The 25,624-nt window shown below is 65.2% G+C and carries 27 protein-coding genes; 16 read left to right on the forward strand and 11 right to left on the reverse strand.

The annotated features are described in order from the left end of the window. Positions 1-268 precede the first annotated feature (268 nt). From Q0K00_RS03900 to Q0K00_RS03950, 11 genes are all read right to left on the reverse strand, one after another. A complete protein-coding gene (locus Q0K00_RS03900; RefSeq protein WP_297227499.1) occupies positions 269-658 on the reverse strand; it encodes a hypothetical protein in 390 nt (129 codons plus the stop codon). A 201-nt stretch (positions 659-859) separates the two neighbouring features. Beyond that, a complete protein-coding gene (locus Q0K00_RS03905) occupies positions 860-3,181 on the reverse strand; it encodes an ATP-dependent RecD-like DNA helicase (RefSeq protein WP_297227500.1) in 2,322 nt (773 codons plus the stop codon). Further along, complete coding sequence (locus Q0K00_RS03910) at positions 3,171-3,500, reverse strand: helix-hairpin-helix domain-containing protein (RefSeq protein ID WP_297227501.1); 330 nt, start codon at positions 3,498-3,500, stop codon at positions 3,171-3,173. Before Q0K00_RS03910 ends, Q0K00_RS03905 begins: the two co-directional genes overlap by 11 nt. Beyond that, entirely contained in the window at positions 3,500-4,621 is a 1,122-nt protein-coding gene (gene aroC / locus Q0K00_RS03915; protein WP_297227502.1) for a chorismate synthase, read from the reverse strand. The genes Q0K00_RS03910 and aroC overlap by 1 nt, the downstream gene beginning before the upstream one ends. A 363-nt stretch (positions 4,622-4,984) precedes the next feature. Further along, positions 4,985-5,203: a translation initiation factor IF-1 gene (gene infA / locus Q0K00_RS03920; protein WP_006008898.1), complete on the reverse strand. Its 219-nt coding sequence runs from the start codon at positions 5,201-5,203 to the stop codon at positions 4,985-4,987. A gap of 72 nt (positions 5,204-5,275) precedes the next feature. Beyond that, entirely contained in the window at positions 5,276-6,058 is a 783-nt protein-coding gene (gene lgt, locus Q0K00_RS03925) for a prolipoprotein diacylglyceryl transferase (RefSeq protein WP_297227503.1), read from the reverse strand. Continuing rightward, a complete protein-coding gene (gene moaC, locus Q0K00_RS03930) occupies positions 6,055-6,573 on the reverse strand; it encodes a cyclic pyranopterin monophosphate synthase MoaC (RefSeq protein WP_297227504.1) in 519 nt (172 codons plus the stop codon). The genes lgt and moaC overlap by 4 nt, the downstream gene beginning before the upstream one ends. A 34-nt stretch (positions 6,574-6,607) precedes the next feature. Beyond that, positions 6,608-7,726: a metal-dependent hydrolase gene (locus Q0K00_RS03935; protein WP_297227506.1), complete on the reverse strand. Its 1,119-nt coding sequence runs from the start codon at positions 7,724-7,726 to the stop codon at positions 6,608-6,610. A 76-nt stretch (positions 7,727-7,802) separates the two neighbouring features. Next, positions 7,803-8,954: a metal-dependent hydrolase gene (locus Q0K00_RS03940; RefSeq protein ID WP_297227507.1), complete on the reverse strand. Its 1,152-nt coding sequence runs from the start codon at positions 8,952-8,954 to the stop codon at positions 7,803-7,805. A 154-nt stretch (positions 8,955-9,108) separates the two neighbouring features. Next, the gene (locus Q0K00_RS03945) at positions 9,109-9,510 is read right to left on the reverse strand and encodes a hypothetical protein (RefSeq protein WP_297227508.1); all 402 of its coding nucleotides are present in this window, start codon (positions 9,508-9,510) and stop codon (positions 9,109-9,111) included. 128 nt (positions 9,511-9,638) lie between these two features. Continuing rightward, the gene (locus Q0K00_RS03950; protein WP_297227509.1) at positions 9,639-9,959 is read right to left on the reverse strand and encodes a chemotaxis protein; all 321 of its coding nucleotides are present in this window, start codon (positions 9,957-9,959) and stop codon (positions 9,639-9,641) included. Between the two features lie 177 nt (positions 9,960-10,136). On the opposite strand from Q0K00_RS03950, the gene Q0K00_RS03955 reads away from it, so the two are divergent. The 16 genes from Q0K00_RS03955 (at position 10,137) to argJ (ending at position 25,507) form a co-directional block, all read left to right on the forward strand. After that, entirely contained in the window at positions 10,137-10,784 is a 648-nt protein-coding gene (locus tag Q0K00_RS03955) for a phosphatidylserine decarboxylase family protein (protein ID WP_297227510.1), read from the forward strand. A gap of 22 nt (positions 10,785-10,806) precedes the next feature. Next, positions 10,807-11,595, forward strand: a complete 789-nt coding sequence (pssA, locus tag Q0K00_RS03960; protein ID WP_297227511.1) for a CDP-diacylglycerol--serine O-phosphatidyltransferase — start codon at positions 10,807-10,809, stop codon at positions 11,593-11,595. A gap of 118 nt (positions 11,596-11,713) precedes the next feature. After that, positions 11,714-13,261 carry a 2-isopropylmalate synthase gene (locus tag Q0K00_RS03965; RefSeq protein ID WP_297227512.1) on the forward strand — a complete coding sequence of 516 codons (1,548 nt, stop codon included), beginning with the start codon at positions 11,714-11,716 and terminating at the stop codon, positions 13,259-13,261. A 79-nt stretch (positions 13,262-13,340) separates the two neighbouring features. Next, the gene (locus Q0K00_RS03970; RefSeq protein ID WP_297227514.1) at positions 13,341-14,603 is read left to right on the forward strand and encodes a 3-isopropylmalate dehydratase large subunit; all 1,263 of its coding nucleotides are present in this window, start codon (positions 13,341-13,343) and stop codon (positions 14,601-14,603) included. Between the two features lie 15 nt (positions 14,604-14,618). Continuing rightward, positions 14,619-15,119 carry a 3-isopropylmalate dehydratase small subunit gene (locus Q0K00_RS03975; RefSeq protein ID WP_297227516.1) on the forward strand — a complete coding sequence of 167 codons (501 nt, stop codon included), beginning with the start codon at positions 14,619-14,621 and terminating at the stop codon, positions 15,117-15,119. A 75-nt stretch (positions 15,120-15,194) separates the two neighbouring features. Then, the gene (leuB, locus tag Q0K00_RS03980; protein WP_297227517.1) at positions 15,195-16,268 is read left to right on the forward strand and encodes a 3-isopropylmalate dehydrogenase; all 1,074 of its coding nucleotides are present in this window, start codon (positions 15,195-15,197) and stop codon (positions 16,266-16,268) included. Positions 16,269-16,766: 498 nt separating this feature from the next. Beyond that, on the forward strand, positions 16,767-17,213 hold the full coding sequence (locus Q0K00_RS03985; protein ID WP_297227519.1) for a hypothetical protein: 447 nt from the start codon (positions 16,767-16,769) through the stop codon (positions 17,211-17,213). A gap of 181 nt (positions 17,214-17,394) precedes the next feature. After that, positions 17,395-17,820: a hypothetical protein gene (locus Q0K00_RS03990; protein ID WP_297227520.1), complete on the forward strand. Its 426-nt coding sequence runs from the start codon at positions 17,395-17,397 to the stop codon at positions 17,818-17,820. A gap of 107 nt (positions 17,821-17,927) precedes the next feature. After that, complete coding sequence (locus Q0K00_RS03995) at positions 17,928-18,332, forward strand: hypothetical protein (RefSeq protein ID WP_297227522.1); 405 nt, start codon at positions 17,928-17,930, stop codon at positions 18,330-18,332. Between the two features lie 164 nt (positions 18,333-18,496). Further along, positions 18,497-19,207, forward strand: a complete 711-nt coding sequence (locus Q0K00_RS04000) for a hypothetical protein (protein WP_297227523.1) — start codon at positions 18,497-18,499, stop codon at positions 19,205-19,207. 488 nt (positions 19,208-19,695) lie between these two features. Beyond that, positions 19,696-19,932: a hypothetical protein gene (locus tag Q0K00_RS04005; RefSeq protein WP_297227524.1), complete on the forward strand. Its 237-nt coding sequence runs from the start codon at positions 19,696-19,698 to the stop codon at positions 19,930-19,932. A 42-nt stretch (positions 19,933-19,974) separates the two neighbouring features. Next, a complete protein-coding gene (locus Q0K00_RS04010; protein WP_297227526.1) occupies positions 19,975-20,940 on the forward strand; it encodes a hypothetical protein in 966 nt (321 codons plus the stop codon). 142 nt (positions 20,941-21,082) lie between these two features. Further along, positions 21,083-21,454: a 30S ribosomal protein S12 gene (gene rpsL, locus Q0K00_RS04015; RefSeq protein WP_291488535.1), complete on the forward strand. Its 372-nt coding sequence runs from the start codon at positions 21,083-21,085 to the stop codon at positions 21,452-21,454. 106 nt (positions 21,455-21,560) lie between these two features. Next, positions 21,561-22,031, forward strand: a complete 471-nt coding sequence (rpsG, locus tag Q0K00_RS04020; protein WP_296303317.1) for a 30S ribosomal protein S7 — start codon at positions 21,561-21,563, stop codon at positions 22,029-22,031. A gap of 100 nt (positions 22,032-22,131) precedes the next feature. Then, positions 22,132-24,210, forward strand: a complete 2,079-nt coding sequence (gene fusA / locus Q0K00_RS04025) for an elongation factor G (RefSeq protein WP_297227529.1) — start codon at positions 22,132-22,134, stop codon at positions 24,208-24,210. A 109-nt stretch (positions 24,211-24,319) separates the two neighbouring features. Further along, entirely contained in the window at positions 24,320-25,507 is a 1,188-nt protein-coding gene (gene argJ / locus Q0K00_RS04030; protein WP_297227530.1) for a bifunctional glutamate N-acetyltransferase/amino-acid acetyltransferase ArgJ, read from the forward strand. Positions 25,508-25,624 lie beyond the last annotated feature (117 nt).

The following is a 25,624-nucleotide window of genomic DNA, read 5'->3' on the forward strand; positions in this document are numbered from 1 at the left end:
CCATCCGGCCTGTCACTTCGCGGAAAAAACGCGGTTTTCCCCTTGGGTTGGGCCGGGCGGCGCTGTGTACCTCCTCGCATCCCACCCTTTTCAAGGGCAAAATGCTCGAGGCGTCACGCGGCGTCATGTCGTCCGGGATGCCGCATCCCTGCCCGCCTGCGCTGGCGTGGCGCATGATCCTCCGCTCCGCCGCGAGCGGCGGCAGTTGGAGCTGCCCGGCGGCATCATGCGACGCGTACGCTCCGGCGGGACGATCGGTCCAGGCTGCCTACATGAGGAACTTGTTCACCGCCGTCATGATGGTGGCGGACGTGAAGAAGGAGAAGATGGAGATCAGCAGGGCCATGATGCCCAGAAAATACTGCTTCCTCCAGAGGGCCACACACCCCAGCACCACCGCCGGCGGGATGAAGAGCGGAGCAAGGATAAAGACGCTGGAGACCGCGCAGACCATGGCCGCGATGCCGATGATGCGGTTGGGCGCGACAGGAGCGGACGAATTGGCGCGCAGCAGAGCGTCGGCCGCGCCGCCGCCGAGGCTGTTGCGCGGAACGTAATTATCATCGTCACGCAGGATTTCATCCGCCAGTTCGGGGTCGATGTCGCTGTCCTTGCTGCTGTCGATGACGACGCCGAGACGCTTGTTTTCTTCAGCCATGATTCTGCTCCTTTTCCGACAAGGCCGGGTATCCGGCAAGCGTGCCGTCGATTCTCCTTATCCTATTTGCCACGAATTGCAAATGCCTTTCCCATCGCCCTCCCCGGAAGGGCCGGGCGGAGCGACGCCTCTCCGCAAGCTGCTTGCGGCAAACCGCAATGCGGCGCGGGGCTCCAGATCTGACGGCAGGGCCGTGCCCGTTTATGATCTCCGCTCCCGACGCGGGGGCGGGGCGGCATCCGGCGGCCGCAGACGCTCCGTGAGGCGGGTATGCCGGATGCGGGTACGGTTGTTCTTCACGGCCATGTGCAGGGCGCGGGCCTCGCCCACCAGCACCACCAGCTTCTTGCCGCGCGTCACGCCGGTATAGACCAGATTGCGCTGCAGGAGGACATAGTGCTGCATCATGAGCGGGATGACCACGGCCGGATATTCCGACCCCTGCGACTTGTGGATGGAGATGGCGTAGGCCGGGGCCAGCTCGTCCAGTTCGTCGAAATCGTAGGGCACCACGCGGTCGTCGAAATTGACGCTCAGGGTGCGTTCCTTGCCGTCCAGAAAGACGATGCGCCCCACGTCGCCGTTAAAGACGTCCTTGTCGTAATTGTTGCGGATCTGCATGACCTTGTCGTGCAGGCGGAAGGCCCGATCGCCGCGCCGCACTTCCGTGCCGTGAGGATTGAGCGCCTCCTGCAGGCGGGCATTGAGTTCGCCCGCGCCCACGGCCCCGCGATGCATGGGCGTGAGCACCTGGATGTCGTCCACGGGGTCCAGCCCGAAGCGCCGGGGGATATGGTTACGCACCAGATCCACGATGAGATCCGCCGCCTTTTCCGGCACGTCCTGCCGGATGAAATAGAAGTCCGACAGCCTGTCCCGGCTGGACTCCAGCGAGGGGACCTGACCGCGATTGATGAGGTGGGCGTTGCAGATGATCTCGCTTTCCGCCGATTGCCGGAAGATCTCCGTCAGCTCCACCACAGGCACCGCGCCGGAAGCGATGATGTCGGCCAGCACGTTGCCCGGCCCCACGGACGGCAGCTGATGCACGTCGCCCACCAGCAGCAGCGTCGCGCCCAGCGGCACGGCCTTGAGCAGATGATAGAACAGCAGGATGTCCATCATGGAGGCTTCGTCCACCACCAGCAGGCCGCAGGCCAGCGGATTGTCCTCGTTGCGGGCGAAGCCGTCCTCCTTGGGGCTGTATTCGAGCAGACGGTGGATGGTGCGCGCCTCGCGGCCCGATGTCTCGGACATGCGCTTGGCGGCCCGCCCCGTGGGCGCGGCCAGCAGGATGCGCGCCCGCACTTCTCCGAACAGGCGGATGATGGCGTTGATGATGGTGGTCTTGCCCGTGCCGGGCCCGCCGGTCAGCACCATGACCTTGCTGCGGGCGGCGGTGCGCACGGCCTCGAGCTGTTCCGGCGCGAGCTGGATGCTGAGTTCCCCCGTCACCTTGTCCACCAGCGTATCGGGATCGCTGAACTGTACGGACTTGGGCGAGCGCAGCAGCCGCTGGAGATAAAAGGCCGTCTTGGATTCGCAATGATGATAGCGCCGCAGGTAGACCGCCGGGGACAGGGGCGGGATCTCGGCTTCGTCCTCCACCGGCGCGGGGCAGAGAGGCTCTTCCGGCCATTCCCGCACAAGGCGCTCCTCGCCTTCCAGCACGTCCAGCGCTTCCAGCACGAGCTGCTCCTCCACGCCGAGCTGCTCGCAGGCCTGGGTCAGCAATTCATCCTGCGGCAGGTAGACGTTGCCGTCGTCTGTGGATTTTTGCAGCACATAGAGGATGCCCGCCTGCACGCGCAGGGGATTGTCCACCTCGAACCCCAGCTTGCGGGCCGCGGCGTCGGCGGTCACGAAGCCGATGCCGTGGATGTCCATGGCCAGCCGGTAGGGATTCTCCCGCACCACCTGCAAGGCTTCGCCGCCATAGGCCCGATAGATGCGGACCGCATAGGCGGGCGTGATGCCGTGCGGCTGCAAAAAGAGCATGAGATCCCGGATGCCGCGATGCTCCTGCCAGCTCTGGCAGATGCGCTCGAAATTCTTCTTGCCCACGCCCCGGATCTCGCGCAGGCGCTCCGGTTCTTCATCCAGGACGCGGATGGTGTCCTCTCCGAACCTTTCCACGATGCGCCCGGCCATCTCCGTGCCCACGCCCTTGATGAGGCCGGAGGCCAGATACAACCGTATGCCTTCGGTGGTGGCGGGCAGGATCTCCTCCGCCAGCTCGAAATGGATCTGGCGGCCGTAGCGGGCATTGACCTGCCAGCGGCCCGCGATCCTCAGATGTACGCCCGGCTGCGGATGCACCATGTGGCCCACGCAGGTGACGGGGTCCCGGCTCAGACCGCGCGCGGGCGCGCCCTGCACCTTGCTCTGCCCGGGCAGAGGCTTGTCCGGTTGCAGGCGCAGGACGGTATAGCCGTTCTCCTCATTGTGGAAAACGACCCGCTCCAGCGTGCCGCACAGTTCCACGGCATCGGGGTCCTGCAACAGGGGCAGATCAGCGCTCATGGGAAGCCTCCGGGACAGGGGAAAGCGACGGCACGGCGTCCGCCTTGCGCCGCCGCGACCACCAGGACCAGTCCCGCCGCTCGGGCGGACAGGCGGGATCGCGGGCCTGTTCCACCACACAGCGCAATTGATCCAGCACGCAGATATCCTGCGGCCCACTCAGGCGACACAGCGCCGCGTACAACTCGTCAGGCTCGGCACGACGCAGGTCCCCCACGCAGGTGATGCCCAGCGCGTGCAGGTCCGCCGTCAGGGCCGGACCGCAACTGCGGAAAAGACCGGTCCGCAAGGGCGTCGCGTCAGGCAGCGGAGCGGCCATCACCAGCGCCCGTCCCGCAGGGCGGCCGGACGCGGCCGCGGCAGCACGTCTTCCGGCAGCGCCGCCATGCGCGCCTGCAACAGCAGGGCATCGGCCAGCGTGAGCGCGGTCATGGCCCGCAGCACGGGCACGATGCGCGGGATGGCCGAGAGATCATGCCGTCCGCCCACCAGCACCGTGGCCGGGCGGCCTTCCCTGTCGATGGTCCGCTGTTCCCGCGCGATGGAAGCGATGGGTTTGACGGCCGCGCGCAGGACGATCTCCTGCCCGCTGGAAATGCCGCCGAGGATGCCCCCCGCATGGTTGGAGGCAAAACCTTCCGGCGTAAGAGGGTCATTGTTGGCGGAGCCGGTACTGCGGGCCGCGGCAAAGCCGTCGCCCACCTCCACGCCCTTGACCGCGCCCACGCCCATGAGCGCGTGGGCCAGACAGGCGTCCAGCTTGTCGAAGGCCGGTTCCCCCCAGCCGGGCGGCACGTTGCGGGCGCGGATCTCCACGATGCCGCCCAGCGTGTCCCCGGCCTTGCGGGCTTCGGCCACACGCTCGTCCCAGCGGCTGACCACCGCCGCCGAGGCCGCGTAATACGGCCGCGAAAAAGCTTCGGACAGTTCGCGCTCCTCCGGCGGCACGGCGATGCCGCCCAGCTCCACGGCCGCGGCATCCACCCGGATGTCGTGCGTCGCCAGCAGCAGACGGGCCACGGCCCCGGCCGCCACGCGCGCGGCCGTCTCGCGACCGGAGGAACGTCCACCCCCGCGATGATCGCGCAGGCCCTGGAATTTCTGGAAAAAGCCCCAGTCCGCATGGCCCGGCCGAAAGACTTCGGCCAGATTGCCGTAATCCTGCGAACGCTGGTTCTCGTTGGCGATATGGAAGGCGATGGGCGTGCCGGTGGTCCGGCCCTCGAAGACCCCGGACAGGATACGTACCGTATCCGACTCCTTCCGCGTGGTGGCCGTGGGCCCCTGCCCCGGCTTGCGGAGATCGAGATCGTGCTGCATGTCGGCCTCGCTCAGCGGCAGGCCCGCCGGACAGCCGTCCAGTATGCCGCCGATGCCCGCGCCGTGCGACTCGCCGTAAGTGGTAAGGCGCAGGACGCGCCCGAAGGTATTGCCGGACATGATCTCTCCTGGATTGCAAGATGGACGGGGCCTCGTACCTGCCTATGGGCCGCGCGTCCGCAAGCGGCCTCGCCCCTGCGCCCCGCGCGCGACGGCGTACGGCCTCCACGGACGGTACGGCCCGCGTACGCCCCTGCGGGCATGGAAGCATCTTCCCGCCTGACGCAGGGCAGCCGTTCGCCGCATGGCGTCGTTGCGGGGAAAGATCCGGCCTTTCGCGGACGGGGCGGGCGTCCAGAGTCTAGCAGAAAGCTTCCCCATCCTCCAGCCGCCGTTTTCCGGCAGCGTACGCCGCAACGACGAAAAGCGCACCGCCTGCACATGGGGCAGGGGGTGCGCTCCCCGAAAAGGCGCAGCGGGAGGCTACTTCATGCGGTAGGTGATGCGGCCGCGCGTCAGATCGTAGGGAGAAAGCTCCACCTTCACGCGGTCGCCGGGCAAAATGCGGATGTAGAACTTGCGCATCTTGCCGGAAATGTGGGCCAGCACTTCGTGCCCGTTTTCCAGTTCAACGCGGAACATGGCATTGGGCAGCGCTTCCTGCACCACACCGTCTACTTCAATGGAACCTTCCTTGGCCATGACGCCTCCCGATAAAATCTGTCTATCCAGATAGCATAGCCGTAAAACGGCGCGTCTGTCAAATGATGTCCGTCATTCAGCGGCGTGCGGCCTGGCCCGCCAGAGCAGCCAGCCGCCCACGGCGATGAGCGGCAGGCAAAGCACCTGCCCCATGGTCAACCAGCCGAAGGCCAGATAGCCGAGCTGCACGTCCGGCACGCGCACGAACTCCACCCCGAAGCGGAAGATGCCGTACAGCAGGGCAAACAGCCCGGCCACCGCGCCGGGACGGCGCTTCCTGGACGAGAACAGCCAGAGGATCACGAAAAGCGCCACGCCTTCCAGCAGGGCCTCATAGAGCTGCGAGGGGTGACGCGCCCACGGCCCGCCGGAGGGGAAGACCATGGCCCAGGGCAGATCGCTGGGCTTGCCCCAGAGCTCGCCGTTGATGAAATTGCCCATGCGGCCGAAAAAGAGCCCCTGCGGCACCAGCGGCGCGATGAAGTCCGCCACATCGAGGAAAGGCTTCTCGCGCGTGCGGGAAAAATACCAGAAGGCCCCCAACACGCCCAGCAGGCCGCCGTGGAAGGACATGCCGCCGTTCCAGACGCGGAAGATCTCCAGCGGGTCGCGGATGTACTCCGCCAGATCGTAAAAGAGCACATAGCCCAGACGCGCGCCGAGGATGACCCCCAGCATGACGAAGGTCAGCAAGTCGTCCACGTCCTGCGCGCGCCAGCCCGAATTGGGCCGCGAAGCCCGCAGGCGGCCCAGCAGCCAGCCGCCCACGAAGGCGAAAAGATACATGAGCCCGTACCAGCGCAGATGGAGCGAGCCGATGCTGAAGGCGATGGGGTCGATATGCGGGAAGGTCATGCGTCCTGCCTCCCCATATCCTCGGGCAGGCGGGCGTCCGGGGCCTCAAAGCGGCCGCTCTTGCCGCCGTCCTTGAGCAGCAGGCGCACCAGCTCGATGACGATGTCCCGCTGCACGGCCTTGCACATGTCGTAGATGGTGGCGGCCGCCATCTGCGCGGCCACGATGGCTTCCATCTCCACGCCGGTGGGACCGTCGGTGCGCGCTTCGCTCAGGATACGGATGGTGGAGGCGGCCTCGTCGATCTCGAAGCGCACGTCCGCATAGCTCAGGCCCAGCGGATGGCACATGGGGATGAGCTCCGCCGTGCGCTTGGCGGCCATGATGCCGCCGATCTTGGCACAGGTGAGCACGTCCCCCTTGGGCAGGGCCGCGCGCCGCAGCAAGTCCAGAGTGGCGGGAGCCAGCCGCACAAGGGCTTCGGCCACGGCCACGCGCCGGGTGGCGGGCTTGTGCCCGACATCCACCATGCACACGTTGCCCCGGCTGTCCATATGGGAAAAGACGTTGTCCATGCAGTCCTCGATGGTGTTGGTGTGGCTGATGTCTTTACCGGAGGCCGGGCTCCGCGTCCAGCCCCGACGCGGGCGTCCGCCCCCGGAACGTCCAGGCCCCGAACGGCAGGTACAGCTCCTCGCGCAATGGCGATCCCTGCTGTCCGGAGTCCCGGCGGTACACCTGCCGCAGTCGCAGCGGCGCGGGCGGATCGCCCCAAAAGCCTGTCAGAAAGCGCCGCACCGCTGGGAGGTTGCTGCTGAAACGCTCATCCTGCACGAGGACGACATGTTCACCCCCGGCCCAGGCCGCCGCCCTGTCGGGCGGGACCGGCGTCCAGAGCAAAAAGGACGCGTCCAGAAAGGCCGCCCCCACCGGAGACGAGGCGCGCAGGCGCGCGGGCAGTTCCGGCGAGGTGAACTCGCACAGACGCCGCCCGTAAAAACGCCCCGGCGCGAGCAGGCCCTCGGTACAAACGAGGGTCGTCATCTTGGGCAGCTCCTCCTCGTAGACGACGCGCCGCAGGCCGGGCACGACCACATCCGGCAGCACGGCAAGGCGGCCGATATGCCGCCGCTGCGCCGCGAAGTCCGCCCGGCAGGACTGTTCAAGGAACGCATTGTACGCCAGTCCGAGGCAGGGATAGCACACGAGCCAGACCAGCGCCCAGCGGGCCGGACGCGGACTGCGCCGCCGCACGGCCAGGATGCCGACGGCCAGCGGCGGCAGCAGCATGAGCGGATCAAGACAGGATACGGCGTTACCGCGCCAGCGCTCCCCGGAAAAGGGAGAAAACAGCTTGATGCCCCAGGGCGTGACGACATCCAGCCAGAGGTGCAGGAGCAGCAGCCCGCAGCAGAACAGCCAGACGCGCGTCCACGAAGCCGGCGACGTGTCCGGCTGCCGGAGAGGCCGGAACAGCCGGAACAGGGGAATACAGCCGATGGCCACGAGAGGGACCAGCGCCAGACTGTGCAGGAGGCCGCCATACCAGACGAGGAAGGGCCTCGGCCCGGCCAGAAGGGCAAGCGCGTCCAGATCCGGCACAAGGGAGATCAGGACGACGGCCGCCATCAGCCTCCGGCCAGAGCGTTCGGCCATTGAAAAGGGCAAAACGCGAGGCAGCGCCAGCAGCGCGACGACGCCCGTCGCGGCGTGGGTCAGCGGCTCCACGGCCCCGCCTACAGGCCGTCATCCGCAGTCGGAGCGCAAGCGCCGCAACAAGACGGCAAACGCATTGCGGTCCGCCTCAGCGCAGGCCAAGCCACCAGTCCAGCCCCTGTGCGGGCTGCGGCGGACGCGGCGGCTGCCAGCCGGAATCCCGGCCGCTGTCCGGCAGATAGAGACGCTCGCGCAGCAGGCGCGGCATGGCATCCGGCGCGTACCCCAGCTCCACGAAGAGCCGGAAGGGCGAACCGCCCTCCCCCGCCCGGTGGCGCATGATCCAGCGCACGAAGCGCAGACTGCTGCCGAAACGCTCATCCGATATCTCCAGATAACCGCGCAGGGCCTCCGGCCGCGCCGCGGCCGCCTCCTGTTCGTCCGGCGCGGATACGGCATCCGCGGGACGCAGACCCTTCGGGACGGGCATGGTCAGCGGCAGCAGGCTGAAGTCGAGGAAATCCCGGCAGATGGTGGACTGCTCCCGCAGGCTTGCGGCCAGCTCCGGCCTGAGGGCAGGCCGGGGGAAACCCCGCTCATGCGCCCGGCCCAGCGCGGTGAGCCCGTCGGCACGCACCACGAGACCGTTGGGCTGGCGCTCTTCATAAAGCGCCCGCCAGAAGACCGGCGAAAAGGCGTCCGGCAGCACCACGAGCCGCTCGATCTCCCGGCCCTGTCCGGTCAGCTCGGCCCGGTAGGCGGCGGCAAGATGACTGTTGAGTCCGATGGCGCAGCAGGGATAGAGCACCAGCCAGAGCAGAGCAAGACGCGCCGGGCGCACCGTGCAACGGCGCAGGGCAAACCAGGCCGCCGCCAGCAGAGGCAGCGTCAGCAGCAGGTCGATGATGAACACCCCGTTGAGGCGAACCCGCTCCGCCGAGAAAGGCAGGAAGATCATGGTGCCGTAAGTGGTGATGCAGTCCAGCCAGATATGCAGGAGGATGAGCCCGCCGAAAAAGAGCCAGACCAGCGGCAGCGGCCAGCGGCCCGGCGTATCCCGTTTCCAGAGCGGACGGGCCGCCAGCGCCAGCAGCAGGGCCAGCAGGGGCAGATAGAACAGCGCATGTGTGATGCCGCGGTGCAGCTGCAGGAATTGCAGCGGCCCGCGAATGAAGGCGATGTCGATATCCGGGAAGGCGGCCACCAGGGCGGCCAGCGGCACGGCCCAGCGGGTGGCGGGACGGCGGGGCAGGGCCAGCATGGCCACGGCCCCGGAAGCGGCATGGGTTATGGGATCCATTCGTCTCCTCGTATGAATCGTTCAGGACGGGTAGCGGACGACGGAGGGCCGCCCACGCGGGCACGCCTCCGCAACGTCCCTCGCGCCAAGGCGCGACAACACGCCGAGCATACGACGAGACCCGCGCGAGAGCAACGACGCGCCCTCCACGCGATCAGGGAGCCGTCTTGTCCTTGTGCCGCCTGTGCTGCCGCAGCCATTCCGCATAACGGCTCGTGCCGCCGCGAACAGGCTGGGAAGGCGCCTCCGGCAGCGGGCTTGCCGTTCCCGGTCCTTCCGGGGCAGAAGCGGCCGACGCGTCCGCCTCATTCCGACGTGCCCAGCACACCTCTTCCTCCGTCAGCGGCTGCCGTAGCACCAATACGGCAAACAGGCGCGGCAGCACCTTGCGGAAAAGGATCTTGAGCAGTTGCCATCGACTGCGCGGCGGCTGGGAACGGTCCAGCCGGTGCTTGTCACCGACCACGAGGATGAGCGCCGCAAGCCCCAGCACGCCGGCGATGATGACCGACAACAGCGACAGCAGCAGCGTCTCCAGCAGGGTCGACAATTCCATGAGACCTCCGGGCAGCGACGGCGGATCGTCCACAGACCTCGCGCACCTCATCCACAGCGTTGCCCTTTTGCGGGCGGGACACGCGGAAGGTACAACCGGCGAGACTGGCGGCCGTCCGCTCATGCTCCCTACTGACGGAACGGGCTGCGCTGGCGGGGAACTTCCCGGTATTCGGGCGATTCGGGATCGACGCCGCCGTTATGACGATTGATGTAGCGCCGGTAATTGTCCAGCCCGGACTGCTGCATCTGCATCATGATATGAGGCTGATTGTAGAAATACAGCCTGCGCTGGATGGGATTGGCCCCCGTCATGGGCTGACGCAGGTTCTCCACGGAACTGACGCCGGGAGGAGCGAGGTCCGGTTCGGAGGTCCCCGTGCCGATGTCCTTCGGCCCGCAGGCCGTCAGCAGCAGCGTGGCGAGGAGTACAGGGGTGGAACGTCTCATCGGTCAAGCATAGCCGTTGCCGCACGGAGGCGCAAGAGAGGTCATGGACGCTTTTCCCTTGCCTGTTGCCACGGGGAAGCATATACTATCGGTCCCATAAAAATGACATCGGCCCGTCCCGACGCGGGCGTTACCCCAACGCCTGCCGGCAAGGCAGGGCCGCCACCGAGGTTCGTTATGCGCCCTGCCTGTTGCGGCATCACTCCCGAAGGCTGGCCGGTCATCGGCCTGACCGCCCTGGCGGCACTGATCTTCGCCCTGCTGGGTTCCGGCATCTGCGCCGTGCTCCTGCTGCTGTGCTGCTGGTTTTCCCTGCACTTCTTCCGCGATCCCGAGCGAGTGGTCCCGCAGGCGGACGGACTGGCCGTCAGCCCCGCCGACGGGCGCGTCATCCGCATCGAAGAGCGGCCCGATCCCCTGACCGGGGAACGGCGCATGTGCATGAGCATCTTCATGAACATCTTCAACGTGCATGTGAACCGCAGCCCGATAACGGCCACGGTGGAGGAGATCCGCTACTGGCCGGGCAAGTTCTTCAATGCCGCCTACGACAAGGCCGCGGAAGAGAACGAACGCTGCGCGCTGCGCCTGCGCGAGCCTGACGGCCGCACCTGGACCATGGTGCAGATCGCCGGACTCATCGCCCGGCGCATCGTCTGTCGCGCCGAACCCGGCGACAGCCTGACGCGCGGCGAGCGCTGCGGCATGATCCGCTTCGGTTCGCGAGTTGACCTTTACCTGCCCGAAGGATATGCTCCCAGCGTATTTGTGGGCGAACACGTTTTCGCCGGACAGAGCGTCGTGGCCCGACGCGAGACCCAGTAAGCCGCAAGGGATCGGCCCCGTTATGGAAAAGACCGTGGAGAACAGCACGCCGCAGCATGGCAAGAAAGCCCCGCACCGGGGGGTCTATGTCCTCCCCAACCTCATCACGTCCCTGAGCATGTTCATGGGTTTCCTGTGCATGGTCTGGGCCGTGCAGGGACGTTTCGAGGCCGCGGTGTACGCTGTTTTCCTTTCCGCCCTGCTGGACGGCATGGACGGCAAGGTGGCCCGTCTGACCGGCACGGCCAGCGAGTTCGGCGTCCAGTACGATTCCCTTGCCGATCTGGTGGCCTTCGGCGTGGCGCCGGCCATGCTCATGTGGCAGTGGCAGCTCGAGGCCTTCGGGCGCTGGGGCGTGGCCGTGGCCTTCATCTATGCCGCCTGCGGGGCGTTGCGTCTGGCCCGTTTCAACGTCAGCACCACCTTCGTGAGCAAGCGTTTCTTCATCGGGCTGCCCATCCCGGCGGGCGGCTGCACGCTGGCGACCTTCGTGCTCTTTTCGGGTATGCTGCCCGACTTCCTGACGCCCGCCGTCCCCTATGTCTGCTTTCTGCTCGTGATCTTCGTGGGCCTGCTCATGGTCAGCCGGGTGCGCTATTTCTCCTTCAAGGAGTATGACTTCCTGCGCGCCCACCCCATCCGCTCTCTGGTGGGGGCGCTGCTGGCGCTGGCGCTGGTCTACTCCCAGCCGAGGGTCTTCGGCTTCCTGTTCTGCGCCCTCTATATCGCCGGCGGCATCGTCTACACGCTGGTGATCCTTCCCCGTCGCAACCGTCAGCTGCTACGCGCCCTATCGTCTACAGACGACTAAGGCTGCGTAACGGCCGCCACGCGCGTGGCACATCTTTTCCGGTCAGACCGCCGCAGGGCGGACGTTATGCAGGCAATCGTCCCGAAGAGGATGCGCCATGCCAGAGGAGATGTGCATCATGGACAACAAGGTTTACTTTTTCGACACTACGTTGCGTGACGGCGAGCAGTCGCCCGGCGCGACCATGAATCTTCAGGAGAAACTGCGCCTGGCCCATCAGCTGGAAGTGCTGGGCGTGGACATCATGGAAGCGGGCTTCCCGGCTTCCAGCCCCGGCGACTTCGAGTCCGTGCGCAGCATCGCCCAGCAGGCGGGCGACATCCAGGTCGCCGGTCTGGCCCGTTGCGTGGACAACGACATCGACCGCTGCTGGGAGGCCGTCAAGGTGGCCCGGCGTCCGCGCATCCACACCTTCCTCTCCACGTCTCCCCTGCACATGAAGCACAAGCTGCGCAAGGAGCCGGAGGTGGTGCTCCAGATGATCGAGGCCGGGGTGCGTCGCTGCGCGGGCTATACCGACAACGTGGAATTCTCCGCCGAGGACGCCTCCCGTTCGGACAAGGATTTCCTCTGCCGGGTGGTGGAGACGGCCATCAAGGCCGGGGCGACCACCATCAACCTGCCCGATACCGTGGGCTATGCCCAGCCGGACGAATTCGCGGCCCTCATCAAGTACGTCATCGAGAACACGCCCAACAGCGACAAGGCCATTTTCAGCGTGCACTGCCACAATGACCTCGGTCTGGCGGTGGCCAACACCCTTGCCGCCCTGCGGGTGGGCGCACGGCAGGCCGAGGTGACCATCGGCGGTATCGGTGAGCGGGCGGGCAATGCCGCGCTGGAAGAAGTGGTCATGGCCCTGCGCGTGCGGCACGACCTCTACCACCTTGAGCACAGCATCCGCACCGAGCAGCTCTATCCCTCCTGCCGCCTGCTCTCCATGACCATCGGCCAGCCCATCGCCAACAACAAGGCCATCGTGGGCGCCAACGCCTTTGCCCATGAATCGGGCATCCATCAGGACGGGATGCTCAAGAACCGCGAGACCTACGAGATCATGACCCCGCAGTCCGTGGGCCGCACGGAATCCAGCCTGGTCATCGGCAAGCATTCGGGCCGCAACGCCGTCCGCAACAAGTTCGAGAGCATGGGCTACAAGCTGGACGACGAGCAGCTGCAGCTGGTGTTCGAGGCCGTGAAGAAGCTGGCCGACTGCAAGAAGACCCTGCACGACGACGACCTCATGGCGCTGGTGCAGGAAGAAGTCTACCGCCTGCCCGACCGCTTCCGCCTGCGGCATGTGAGCGTGCAGAGCTCCGATGCGGGCGGCGTGCCGCCCACGGCGGCCGTGCTCATGGACATCGACGGCATGGAGCGCAGCGGCGCGGGCTTCGGCGTGGGGCCTGTGGACGCCATCTTCAACGTCATCAACGATATGCTGGGCCGGGAACCGGAGCTGGAACAGTACGCCATCAACGCCATCACCAGCGGCACGGACGCCCTGGGCGAAGTGACCGTACGGCTGGGCGAAGGCCAGTACAAGGCCGTGGGCCGGGGCGCGCATCCCGACATCCTGGTGGCCAGCGCCCGCGCCTATGTGAACGCGCTCAACAACCTGGCCAAGAAGAAAAAGGAAGGCGAACGCCTGCACTGCCAGCACGGCTAGCGCTTCCCCCCGCAGGGGGCGCGGGCGGACGTATTTTTCCCACATCGGGCGGCCACGGGCCGCCGCAAAGGAGTATTGTATGCCTCAGACGCTTGCACAAAAAATCCTGCAGGCCCATACGGACGACGTCATCGAACGTGACGGCCAGATCGTGCAGTGCCGCCTTTCTCTGGTGCTGGCCAACGACATCACCGGCCCGCTGGCCATCAAGTCCTTCCGCGGCATGGGCGCGAAACAGGTCTTCGACAAGGACAAGATCGCGCTGGTCATGGACCATTTCACCCCGCAAAAGGACATCGACTCCGCCAATCAGGTCATGGTGACGCGCAAATTCGCTGAAGAGATGGGCATCACCCATTATTATGAAGGCGGCGACTGCGGCGTGGAACACACCCTGCTGCCCGAGCGCGGCCTGGTGGGCCCGGGGGACGTGGTCATCGGCGCGGACAGCCATACCTGCACCTACGGCGGCCTCGGGGCCTTCGCCACGGGCATGGGCTCCACGGACATCGCCGCGGGCATGGCGCTGGGCGAGACCTGGTTCAAGGTGCCGCCCACCATCCGCGTCAACGTGACGGGCGACATGCCCCGCTGGCTGCGGGCCAAGGATCTCATGCTCCTGCTCATCAAGACCATCGGCGTGGACGGCGCGCTCTACAAGGCGCTGGAATTCGGCGGCAAGGTCATCGACGAGCTGCCGGTGGAAGGCCGCCTGACCATCGCCAACATGGCCATCGAGGCCGGCGGCAAGGTGGGCCTCTTCGCCGTGGACGAGCAGACCCGCCGCTACTGCGCCGAACACGGCCGCCCCGGCGTGACGCTGGAACTGGCCGCTGACCCCGGCGCGCAGTATGAGCGGGTGGTGGACATCGACGTCACCGGGCAGGAGCCGGTGGTGGCCTGTCCGCACCTGCCGTCCAACGTGAAGAACGTCTCCGAAGTGCGGGACACCCCCATCCAGCAGGTGGTCATCGGCTCCTGCACCAACGGCCGCATCAGCGACATGCGCGACGCGGCGGAGATCCTGCGCGGCCGCAAGGTGGCCAAGGGCGTGCGCTGCATCGTGCTGCCCTCCACGCCCGCCGTCTGGAAGCAGAGCCTCAAGGAAGGTCTGCTGGAGACCTTCATGGACGCGGGCTGCATCGTCGGCCCCTGCACCTGCGGCCCCTGCCTCGGCGGCCATATGGGCATCCTTGGCGACGGCGAGCGCGCCGTGGCCACCACCAACCGCAACTTCCGCGGCCGTATGGGCAGTCTGCAGTCCGAAGTCTACCTTGCCAGCCCCGTGGTGGCGGCCGCCAGCGCCGTGGCGGGCTGCGTGGCCGGTCCCGACCAACTGTAAGCAGGAGGACAGATCATGAAATTCAAGGGTAAGGCCCACAAGGTGGGCGAACATATCGATACGGACGCCATCATCCCCGCGCGCTTCCTCGTGACCACCGACCCCAAGAAACTGGGCGAGAACTGCATGGCCGGTCTGGAACCGGACTGGGTGAAGCGCGTCACGCCCGGCGACATCATGGTGGCGGGGCGCAACTTCGGTTGCGGCTCCTCCCGCGAACACGCGCCCATCGCCATCCTCGGCGCGGGCATCCCGGTGGTGGTCGGGCACAGCTTTGCCCGCATCTTCTACCGCAACGCCTTCAACATGGGCCTGCTCCTGCTGGAAGTGGGCGATGATGTGGACAAGCTCAAGGACGGCGACGAACTGGAGATCGACGCCGCCGCCGGCATCATCCGCGACCTGACCAACGGCGTGGAGATCGCCTGCCCGCCCCTGCCTGCCTCCATGGCCCGCATCGTGGAAAAGGGCGGCATGGTCAACTACGTCAAGGAACGTCTGGCCGCCCAGGGCTAGTTTTTCGGCCCGGAGTCGAACGGCTCCGGGCCTTTTTTCCCACAGCCGGGGCCGTCGGCCCCGCGAGGTACTGCAATGAAAAAGACCATCTGTCTGCTGCCCGGGGACTTCAGCGGCCCCGAGATCATGGAACAGGGCGTGGCCGTGCTCAAGGCCGTGGCGGCCAAATTCGGCCATGAATTCGTGTTCGAGACCGCCCTCATCGGCGGCGCGGCCATCGACGCCACCGGCGGCCCCCTGCCCGACGCCACGGTGGAAGCCTGCCGCAAGGCCGACGCCGTGTTCCTGGCGGCTGTGGGCGGCCCCAAGTGGGACAACCTCGATCCGTCCATCCGTCCCGAGAAGGGCCTGCTCGGCATCCGCAAGGCGCTGGGCCTCTTCGCCAACCTGCGCCCGGCCATGCTCCTGCCCGAACTGGCCGGGGCCTGCCTGCTGCGGCCCGATGTGGCCGCTCGCGGTCTTGATCTCATCGTGGTGCGTGAACTCACCGGCGACATCTACTTCGGGGAGCCGCGCGGCATCGAGACCCGCGATGGGCAGCGCGTGGGCTTCAATACCATGATCTACAGTGAGGAAGAGGTGCGCCGCATCGCCAAGGTGGCCTTCGAGGCCGCCCGCCAGCGCCGCAAGAAGGTCTGCTCCGTGGAGAAGAGCAACGTGCTCGAGACCTCCCGTCTCTGGAAAAGCGTGGTGGAAGAGACCCACAAGGATTACCCGGACATCGAACTCAGCCACATGTATGTGGACAACGCGGCCATGCAGCTGGTGCGCGATCCCTCGCAGTTCGACGTCATCGTGACCGGCAACATCTTCGGTGACATCCTTTCCGACGAAGCTTCGGTCATCACCGGTTCGCTGGGTATGCTGCCTTCGGCCTCGCTGGGCGCGTCCGGTCCGGGCCTCTTCGAGCCCATCCACGGCTCGGCCCCGGACATCGCCGGACAGGACAAGGTCAATCCGCTGGCCACCATCCTTTCCGCCGCCATGCTCCTGCGCATGGCCTTCAAGCTGGAAGAGGAAGCCGCCGCCGTGGAAAAGGCCGTGCGCGCCACCCTGGCCGAAGGCTACCGCACCGGCGACATCATGGAAGCCGGCAAGACGCTGGTCGGCTGCAAGGAAATGGGCCGTCTGGTCATCGAACGTCTGTAAGACCTCATCCTGCCGCGGCGGGGGATGCGCCCCGTCGCGACAGGCGGACGGGATACGCGCTTCCGGTCCACCCAGGCCGCGCCTCCCTCCGGGGAAGCGCGGCCTGCCTTTGAGCGTTTCGCCCTTGAAAAAGACAAAACAGGAGGTGGCGGCACATCCCGAGCGCGACGGCGGCACGCCTGCGCGTACCGCCCCTGCAAAGCCATACTTTTACGCAGAGGCGTCGGAAAAAACAGCCCAGCAGTACCGGCATGCCGCAAGGCCGCCTTTTCCCGCACTGAGCCATGCGAGAAACCGCTGAACGACAGGCAGGATGCAGCCTCCTGCGCTGCAAATATCCACTCAAAAAGCTGTAACGACCACATCAAGATTGGCGCAAAGTACATCCCGCTATTTGCATGGCGGGCTTTCTCTGGTATCCTCTATCCTGCAGGCCACTCGAAAGGCGATCCCCGTCGATCGCATGCCCGCACATACCACATCAGGAGTATGCGCTGTATGGAAGGAAGCCTGCTTAACCTCCTTGAAAACGACATGGTTACTGTTGGAACTTTCTACGATATTATTTCTACAGCGATATTCTTTCTGACCGCATGCTATCTGTTTACACAGCCGCGAAAACAGCCGTACAGGACCATCCTGCTGTCGTCGCTGATCCTTCGCCTGCTGCTGAATGCGCTCAGCGTGGGGGCGACATTCCTGCCGCAGGAAACGAGCCTTTTCAAGATGATTGAGTATGTGCAACTGCTGTGCTTGCCGCAGACCTTCGTCACGCTGTATGCCGCCAGACGCTACCGCAAAACGATGTCGAGCGAACCTTTCCACCCGTTTTTGTGCATCAGCCTCGTCTACTGGTTCTCCATACTGGAAGTGGTGGTGCTGGTGCTGGTGCTGATGCGGTTCGTCCTCCCTCTCATCATCTTGTTCATGGCCGCGATTTTCTGAAACATCCCCCAGTCTCTTTAGACGATATAAGACCAGTCATGGCGAACGCCGTCCAGACGAACGCCGCCGCTCAAAAGAGCGTGGAAAAACCGCGTTTTTCCGCGAAACGCTTGGATGCAAATTGCGCTATGATCTGAGATGTGAAGCCTCGCCAACGTAAATCACGCTCAACGGAGGACGTATGGACCCCATCCCCTTCAGTGTGATGATTGTCTGGTACTGCGCGACTTTCTGCCTCATCGGCTTCAAGCTGGCCACCATCGTGGTCTATCTGCTGGCTGTGCGCTATCTGCTCGGCCAGCCGCGGACGCGACGATACAGGAATACGCTGCTGGCGGCGCTGATCTGCCTCATTTCTCTGGATGCGCTCGGCATAGCGGCAAAATTCCTGCCGGAGGGCATGGATCTGCCTGCTCCCCTGGCATATCTGAAAGCGCTGTGCATCCCGGTCGTCATCCTGTATGCCGCCCGCCGTTATCGCCAAACGATGTCGCTGGAAGACGGCCGCCCGGTCCGCTATATCGATCTCGTTTTCTGGCTGACCCTGGTGATGCTGGTCATAGTGCTGACGGGGCTGTTCCTCGCCTTGACGGTGGCGCTCCCGTAGCGCATTTTGCCCTTGAAAACGACAACAAGGAAGATGGCGGCACAGCGCCGCCTCGCATTTTGCCTTTTTCAAAGGCAAGATGCTCTATCCAGCAGAGGGAGGACGCTATGCTGTTGACCGGGATCGTTGTGTCCAATATGGCCACCGCCCTTGTGGCTATCCGCCGTCTGGCGGGACAGCCGCAGGCCGTGTACCTCAGGGACATCCTCATTGGGTTCCTGATCTGCCGACTGCTGCTGGAGATAGGCTTCCTTGCGGCATACCATCTGCTGCAGGCTCCCGGGCTCACGGTGTACTCCTGGCTGGTCTTGGGGCTGGCGTGCCTGTTCCTGAATTTCTTCATCATCATTGCCGCATGGGGTTACCGCAAGAAGCTTTCCCCGCAGGAAACCCCGACACACCAGACCCTCCGGCTCCTGCTCCGACTCTGCCCGCTGGAGATGCTGCCGGCGATAGGCATACTGATCATGCCGGTGGGGAGCGGCCTGCAGATCTGGTTGAGCGGCCAATAGAGGATTTTCCGAGTGCAACGCTTTGCGTTCCACACCATACGGACTGTCGCTTCGCGGAAAGAACACGGTTTTTCCGCTCTCGTTGGGCCGGGCGGCGCTGTGACGCCGCCCCGCATCCTGCCTTTTCGATGGCAAAACGCTCTATCCAGCCGAGGGAGGAGACAGTGCTGCTGACCGGGATAGATCTGGCCAACATGGCCGCCGCCCTTGTGCCCATCCGCCGCCTGCTGCGGCAGTCGCAAGACAAGTGCCTCAGGAACACCCTGATCGGGGCCCTGTTCTGTCGTCTGCTGCTGGAGATATGCTTCATGGCGGCGCATCATCTGCCGCAGCCTTTCCTTGAGCGCGTGCTCCACACCACCTTTTCACCGAACGGGATCACACTGGATGCGGCGATGGCCCTCAGTCCGTTGTGCATGTTCCTGAATTTCACCATCATCATCACCGCATGGCGCTACCGCAAGGCGATCCCCTGGCGGAAACGGCCGACGCAGCGTGCGCTCCTGTTCGTGCTCTGGCTCTGCCCGCTGGAGATCCTGCCGGCGCTGTGCGTCCTGCTCCTGCCGATCACTCTTCCTGTGGGAGCTTTCGCGCTGCTCTCGCTGATCATCCAGGGCCTGTTAACACTATTCGTTGTCTGTTGGGGGGAAGGGGAACCCCTCGCTCTGCTGTCGATGTCCGTAAGGCTCCTGCGTCGCCTAACGGACACGGCCTGCGGCCGCCCGTTGGGTCGCTGCCGGCGCTGGAGGGGTTCCCCTCCCCCCCAGGCCCCCCATCCCTTCCCCAGCGCGCTTTTACCGGGGGAAGAATCAGGGACACGAGGTCCCCCCTCTATGGTAAGCGGAGCGTGTACGGTCGATGGGCTTATGCATTGAAATTATTTGTAAAATTAGTGTTAACAGGCTCTAGGGCTTTGTCCGTTTGAAACGCTTTGCATTTCAAACCATACGGCCTGTCGCTTCGTGGGAAAGACGCGGTCTTCCCGCTTGGTTCGGGCCGGGCGGCGCTGTGCTGTCGCCTCGCATCCAGCCTTTTTCCAAAAGCAAAACGCACCAGCAGCGGCCATGAAGAGGAGAGTATTCCCGCAAACGCCGGATCATGGAAAAGGCTGCCTGTCCCCCTGTTCCCCCTGCGGGGCTGGTTGCCGGTCATGGCGGCATCTGGTATCTGGAGCGTTACCTGAAATGAGACAGGGAACGGTCGAACATGCGGCCAGCCAGCCTCCCGCTCGTGATCCTGCGCGGGATGGGGCAGCCGACGACCTTCCCGCGGCATCTTGCCCAGCTGTGACCCGTCATTTGGACGGTCGTGGCGATACGCCCCGATGTGGGCGACAACGTGACGACGCCGGAGGGCATGACCTGTGTACGCCATATTCCTGGGATTGATCCTGCTGTGCGGGATCGGCGTTCTCGCCGTGCGCTGGACATCCGGCAAAGCCGGCATCATCAATATCGCCATCCGCTTCATCCTTGCGGCGGCCATCGGCGTTTTTCTGGGGTATGCGGCGCTGTGGCTCTGCCGCATCGTGGTGCTGGCCACGCTGCTGGGACTGGCAGCCTTTCTGCTGTCGCTCAAAAAACTGTTTGATCTGCGCTGAAGCGGCGAAGCCGCCGCTTCCTGCCGCACGAAAGGAGTCGCCATGCGGGTCTTGCTGGGCTGTGTCAACAGCGCCGTCTCTCTGGTTGGCTATGATGTGGAACAGCGGCGGGCCTTCTGGTACTGTCCGGGCAACGTGCTGCGCGTCTGCGGCGTCTGCCGTCACGACGGGGCGCTCTACGTCGCCTCGGACAGCATGTTGCAGCGGCTGGACGCGGAAGGGCTCACAGCCGTACGCCTGCCCGGCCCCCACGAGAACCTAGCCCACAGCGTCAAGCCGCTGGGCACTTCCCTGCTGGGCATCGCGGATACCGGCAATTCGCGCATCCTGCTGCACAGCGGCGGTCCGGCGAGCCTCACCCTCTCGCCGCTGGAAGGCTGGGGCGATGACCTGCCGCCGGACGCCATCCATCTCAACGACTTCGTGCCGTGGCGCGACGGCGTGCTGGCGTCGGCCTTCAACCATCAGCCCTTCGACCGCTGGAAGCGTTCCTCCCTTGCCTGGAAAAAGGAAGGCTGGGGCGTCATCTTCGCCATGCGCCGCCATCAGGGGCACACGCTGACCCGCATCGTGGCCAGCGGCCTGAACTGCCCCCACTCGCTCTACGCGCATGAGGGAGACATCTACTGCTGTTCCTCGGCCAGCGGCGAATTCTTCCGCTTCCAGGAGGACGAGCACGGCCTGCTGCGCGAGGTGCGGCGCTGGAAGATCACGAGCAGCCACTTCCTGCGCGGCTGCCTGCGCCTGCCGGACGGCTGGCTGCTGGGCGGCTCCTCCCAGCGCCACCAGGCGGAAGGGGGCGGGCTCATGCTCTACCACCTTGCCGATGACGGCAGCGTGACGGAACATCCGCTGGGCGGCCCCGGCGAGATCTACGACATCATCCCCTGGGACGACGACCTCATGCCCGGCATCTGCGACATGCTGCTGCGGCGACCGCTGCTGGAGCTGGAAGGCGAGTTCCCGCCCCGCTGCCGTCTGCCCCGCGATTACGGCGGGAAGAACTGAAGGCCCGCGCAACGGCGGTCCATGCGGTTCGCGGGCCGCACCGCTTGACAGATCGGAACAAATTGCGTATGGTTCGCCGCTCTGGACGGTGTCGGCATGGTGCCCGCCGTCCCAACGTGGTCAAGAATATCTGGAGGAATCCATGCCTACTATCAACCAGCTCATCCGCATCGAGCGGAAGGCGGTGGTGAAGCGCAAAAAGACCCCGGCCCTGCAGGCCTGCCCGCAGCGTCGCGGCGTGTGCACCCGCGTGTACACCACCACCCCGAAAAAGCCTAACTCGGCTCTGCGTAAGGTCGCCCGTGTGCGCCTGACCAACGGCATCGAAGTGACGGCTTACATCCCCGGTGAAGGTCACAACCTGCAGGAACACTCCGTGGTGCTCATCCGCGGCGGCCGCGTCAAGGACTTGCCCGGTGTGCGTTACCACATCGTCCGCGGTACCCTTGACACCTCCGGTGTGTCTGATCGCCGCAAGAGCCGTTCCAAGTACGGCGCCAAGCGTCCGAAGTAGTTTTTTTGCGCACGGCGTACGTCATGCAACGTTCGGCCGCGCCTGCGGCGCGCCGACGCTGCGGGGCTGGTGACGCCGCAACCGCTGCCTTTCCAAGGAGAATATTATGCCCCGTAAAGGTCCTGTCCCGAAGAGGGAAGTTCTGCCCGATCCGCTGTACAACAGCCGCCTTGTGACCAAGTTCGTCAACCGTCTGATGTACGACGGCAAGAAGGGCGCTGCCGAAAAGATTTTCTACAGCTCGCTCGAGAATCTCGCCGAAAAGACCGGTGAAGATCCCATGCGCGCCTTTGAAAAGGCGCTGGAAAACGTCAAGCCGCACCTGGAAGTCAAGGCCCGCCGCGTGGGCGGCGCCACCTATCAGGTGCCGATGGAAGTGCGTCCTGAGCGTCAGGTCTCCCTGTCTATCCGCTGGCTGATCAACTATGCCCGCTCGCGCGGCGAGAAGGGCATGACCTCCAAGCTTTCCGCCGAACTGCTGGATGCCTACAACGGCCGCGGCGGCGCGGTGAAAAAGCGCGAAGACACCCACCGCATGGCCGAAGCCAACAAGGCCTTCGCCCATTACCGCTGGTAATCCGCGCATCCGTAATCCACGTAGAGAGCACACCGCGCCCGCAAGGGCGCGGTGTTGATTCACGCATCAAACAGCCATAATCCCCTCAGGGAGGAAGACCGTGTCCCGCACCGTAGCCGTAGACAAACAGCGCAATATCGGCATCATGGCCCATATCGACGCCGGCAAGACCACCACTACCGAGCGTATCCTTTTCTATACCGGCGTGTCGCACAAAATCGGCGAGACCCACGACGGCGAATCCACCATGGACTGGATGGAGCAGGAACAGGAGCGCGGCATCACCATCACCTCCGCCGCCACCACCTGCTTCTGGAAGGACTGCCGCATCAACATCATCGACACCCCCGGCCACGTGGACTTCACCATCGAAGTGGAGCGCTCCCTGCGCGTGCTGGACGGCGCCGTCTGCGTGTTCGACGCCGTGGCCGGCGTTGAGCCCCAGTCCGAGACCGTGTGGCGTCAGGCCGACCGCTACCATGTGCCCCGCATCTGCTTCGTGAACAAGATGGACCGCATCGGCGCCAACTTCTTCCGCTGCGTGGGCATGATCCACGACCGTCTGGGCGCCAAGGCCGTGCCGCTCCAGCTGCCCATCGGCGCTGAAGACAAGTTCGAAGGCGTGGTGGACCTCATCGAAGGCAAGGCCATCCGTTTCGACAAGTCTTCCAAGGGTGCGGAATTCTCCATCGAGGACGTGCCCGCCGACATGAAGGCCCTGTTCGACGAAAAGCGCCATGAGATGCTCGAAGCCGTGGCCGAAGAGGACGAGGCCCTGCTGGACAAGTACCTCGGCGGCGAAGAGCTGACCAAGGAAGAGATCATCTCCTGCGTGCGCAAGGCCACCATCGCCCGGAACATCGTGCCGGTGCTCTGCGGCTCCGCCTTCCGCAACATGGGCGTGCAGCCCCTGCTGGACGCCGTGGTGGACTACCTGCCCTCGCCGGTGGACATCCCGCCCATGGTCGGCCACATCCCCGGCAAGGAAGACGAGACCGTCGATTGCCACTGCGACGACAAGGAGCCGCTGGCCGGTCTGGTCTTCAAGCTCTTCTCCGACCCCTTCATCGGCCATCTGTCCTTCTTCCGCATCTATTCCGGCTGCCTTGAGTCCGGCACGGGCGTCTACAACGCCAACACCGGCAAGAAGGAGCGCATCGGCCGCATCCTCAAGATGCACGCCAACAAGCGCGAAGACATCAAGTGGGCCGGCGCGGGCGACATCGTGGCCCTCGTGGGTCTGAAGAACGCCTCCACCGGCGACACCCTCTGCGACGAAAAGCGCGAGGTGATCCTCGAGTCCCTCAACATCCCCGAGCCGGTCATCGAGGTGGCCATCGAGCCCAAGACCAAGGCCGACCGCGACGCCCTGTCCGCCGCGCTCAACAAGCTGGCCAAGGAAGACCCCTCCTTCCGCGTCAAGGGTGACGAGGAGACCAACCAGACCCTCATCGCCGGCATGGGCGAACTGCATCTGGAGATCATCGTCGACCGCCTGACCCGCGAATTCAACGTCAACGCCAACGTGGGCAAGCCGCAGGTGGCCTACCGCGAGACCATCTCCAAGAACGCCAAGGTGGACATGAAGCACGCCAAGCAGTCCGGTGGTCGCGGCCAGTACGGTCACTGCGTCATCGAGGTGGAGCCGAACCCGGGCAAGGGCTACGAGTTCATCAACTCCATCACCGGCGGCGTCATCCCCAAGGAATACATCCCGGCTATCGACAAGGGTATCCAGGATGCCATGAAGTCCGGCGTCATGGCCGGCTTCCCCTGCGTGGACCTCAAGGTCAACCTGGTCTTTGGTAGCTACCACGAAGTGGACTCCTCCGAACAGGCCTTCTACGTGGCCGGCTCCATGGCCATCAAGGAAGCCATGCGCCAGGCCGGTCCGGTGCTGCTCGAGCCCATCATGGACGTGGAAGTGGTGACGCCCGAAGAATACCTCGGTGACGTCATGGGCGACCTCAACGGCCGCCGCGGCCGCGTGCAGAGCATGGAAGCCCGTGCGGGCGGCGCGCAGAGCGTTCGCGCTCAGGTACCGCTGGCCTCCATGTTCGGTTACGCCACCGACCTGCGTTCCCGTACGCAGGGCCGCGCCACCTTCACCATGCAGTTCGATCACTACGAGCGCGTGCCGCAGGCCATTGCCGACGAGATCCAGAAGAGCAAGAGCTAGCGCGACACCGCAAACATGATGCCTTATTGATCGTAAAGGGCGGGAATTGTGTCCGAAAGGGCGGAATTCCCGCCTTTGTTCCATGTGTCCATCTTCCACGGGGTCAATGATGAAAAGCGATCTGCCTCAAGGGTTCCGCGCCGGCGCCGCCGCCGCAGGCTTCAAGAAACCCGGCCGTAACGATATCGGCCTTATCGTCTCCGATCGTCCGGCGGTCATGGCCGCCCTCTTTACCACCAATGCCTTCAAGGCCGCGCCGGTGCAGGTCGGGCAGGAGATCCTGGCCCGGTACGGCACGGCCCGCGCCGTGCTGGCCAACTCCGGTCAGGCCAATGCCTGCACCGGACGCGAAGGGCTTGAGAACTGTCGCGAGACGCAGCGGCTGGTAGCCGAAGCCGTGGGCGTGCAGCCGCACGAGATCGTGCCCCTGTCCACCGGCGTCATCGGTGCGCAGCTCAAGATGGATCTGTGGCGCGCCGCCGTGCCCGCGCTGGCCGAAAGCCTCGGCACGCAGGATGCCGAAGGCTTCACCCGCGCCTTCATGACCACGGACGCCTTCCCCAAGTTCGTGACCCGGCAGGTGCGTCTTTCCGGCGGAGAAGTGAAACTGGCGGGCATGGCCAAGGGCGCGGGCATGATCTGCCCCAACATGGCCACCATGCTCTCCGTGGTGCTCACCGACGCCGCCGTGGAGCGCGAAGCCTGGCAGGACATGTTCGCGCGCGCCGTAGCCAAGACCTTCAACCGCGTCACGGTGGACGGCGACACCTCCACCAACGACACCGTGCTCGGCCTGGCCAATGGTGCCTCCGGCGTCTCCGCCGCAGCCGAGCAGGACGCCCGCCAGCTTGAAGACGCCCTGACCGACGTACTGGGCCGCCTTGCCCACATGCTGGTCAAGGACGGCGAAGGGGCCACCAAGGTCATGCACATCAGCGTCTGCGGCGCGGCCAGCGATGCGGATGCCGAGCAGGTGGCGCGCACCGTGGCCCACTCCCAGCTCGTCAAGACCGCCATCTACGGGCAGGACGCCAACTGGGGCCGCATCGTGGCGGCCGTGGGCCGCAGCGGCGTGGCCATCGACCCCGACGCCGTGCGCCTGACCCTCTGCGGCATCGAGCGTTTCCGGGACGGTCAGCCCGTCAACGATCATCTGGAAGACCAGCTTGCCGAGCTGCTCAAGGGCAAGGACATCGAGGTGGGCATCGAGCTGGGCGACGGTCCCGGCGTGGCCGCCGTACATGCTTCCGACCTGAGCCACGATTACGTCAGCCTGAACGCCGATTACCGTTCCTGACCGGCGCTTGTTCCCACTGTCGCGGCTCAGGGCCTGTCAACACTAGGGTCAGGACTCATTATTTCCATACGCTTCAAAAAAGAGTAGGTATGGAGACGGAGGTTACCATGTCTACTC

Origin of the sequence: uncultured Desulfovibrio sp., from assembly GCF_944327235.1 — a bacterium.
Classification (GTDB): Bacteria; Desulfobacterota; Desulfovibrionia; order Desulfovibrionales; family Desulfovibrionaceae; genus Desulfovibrio.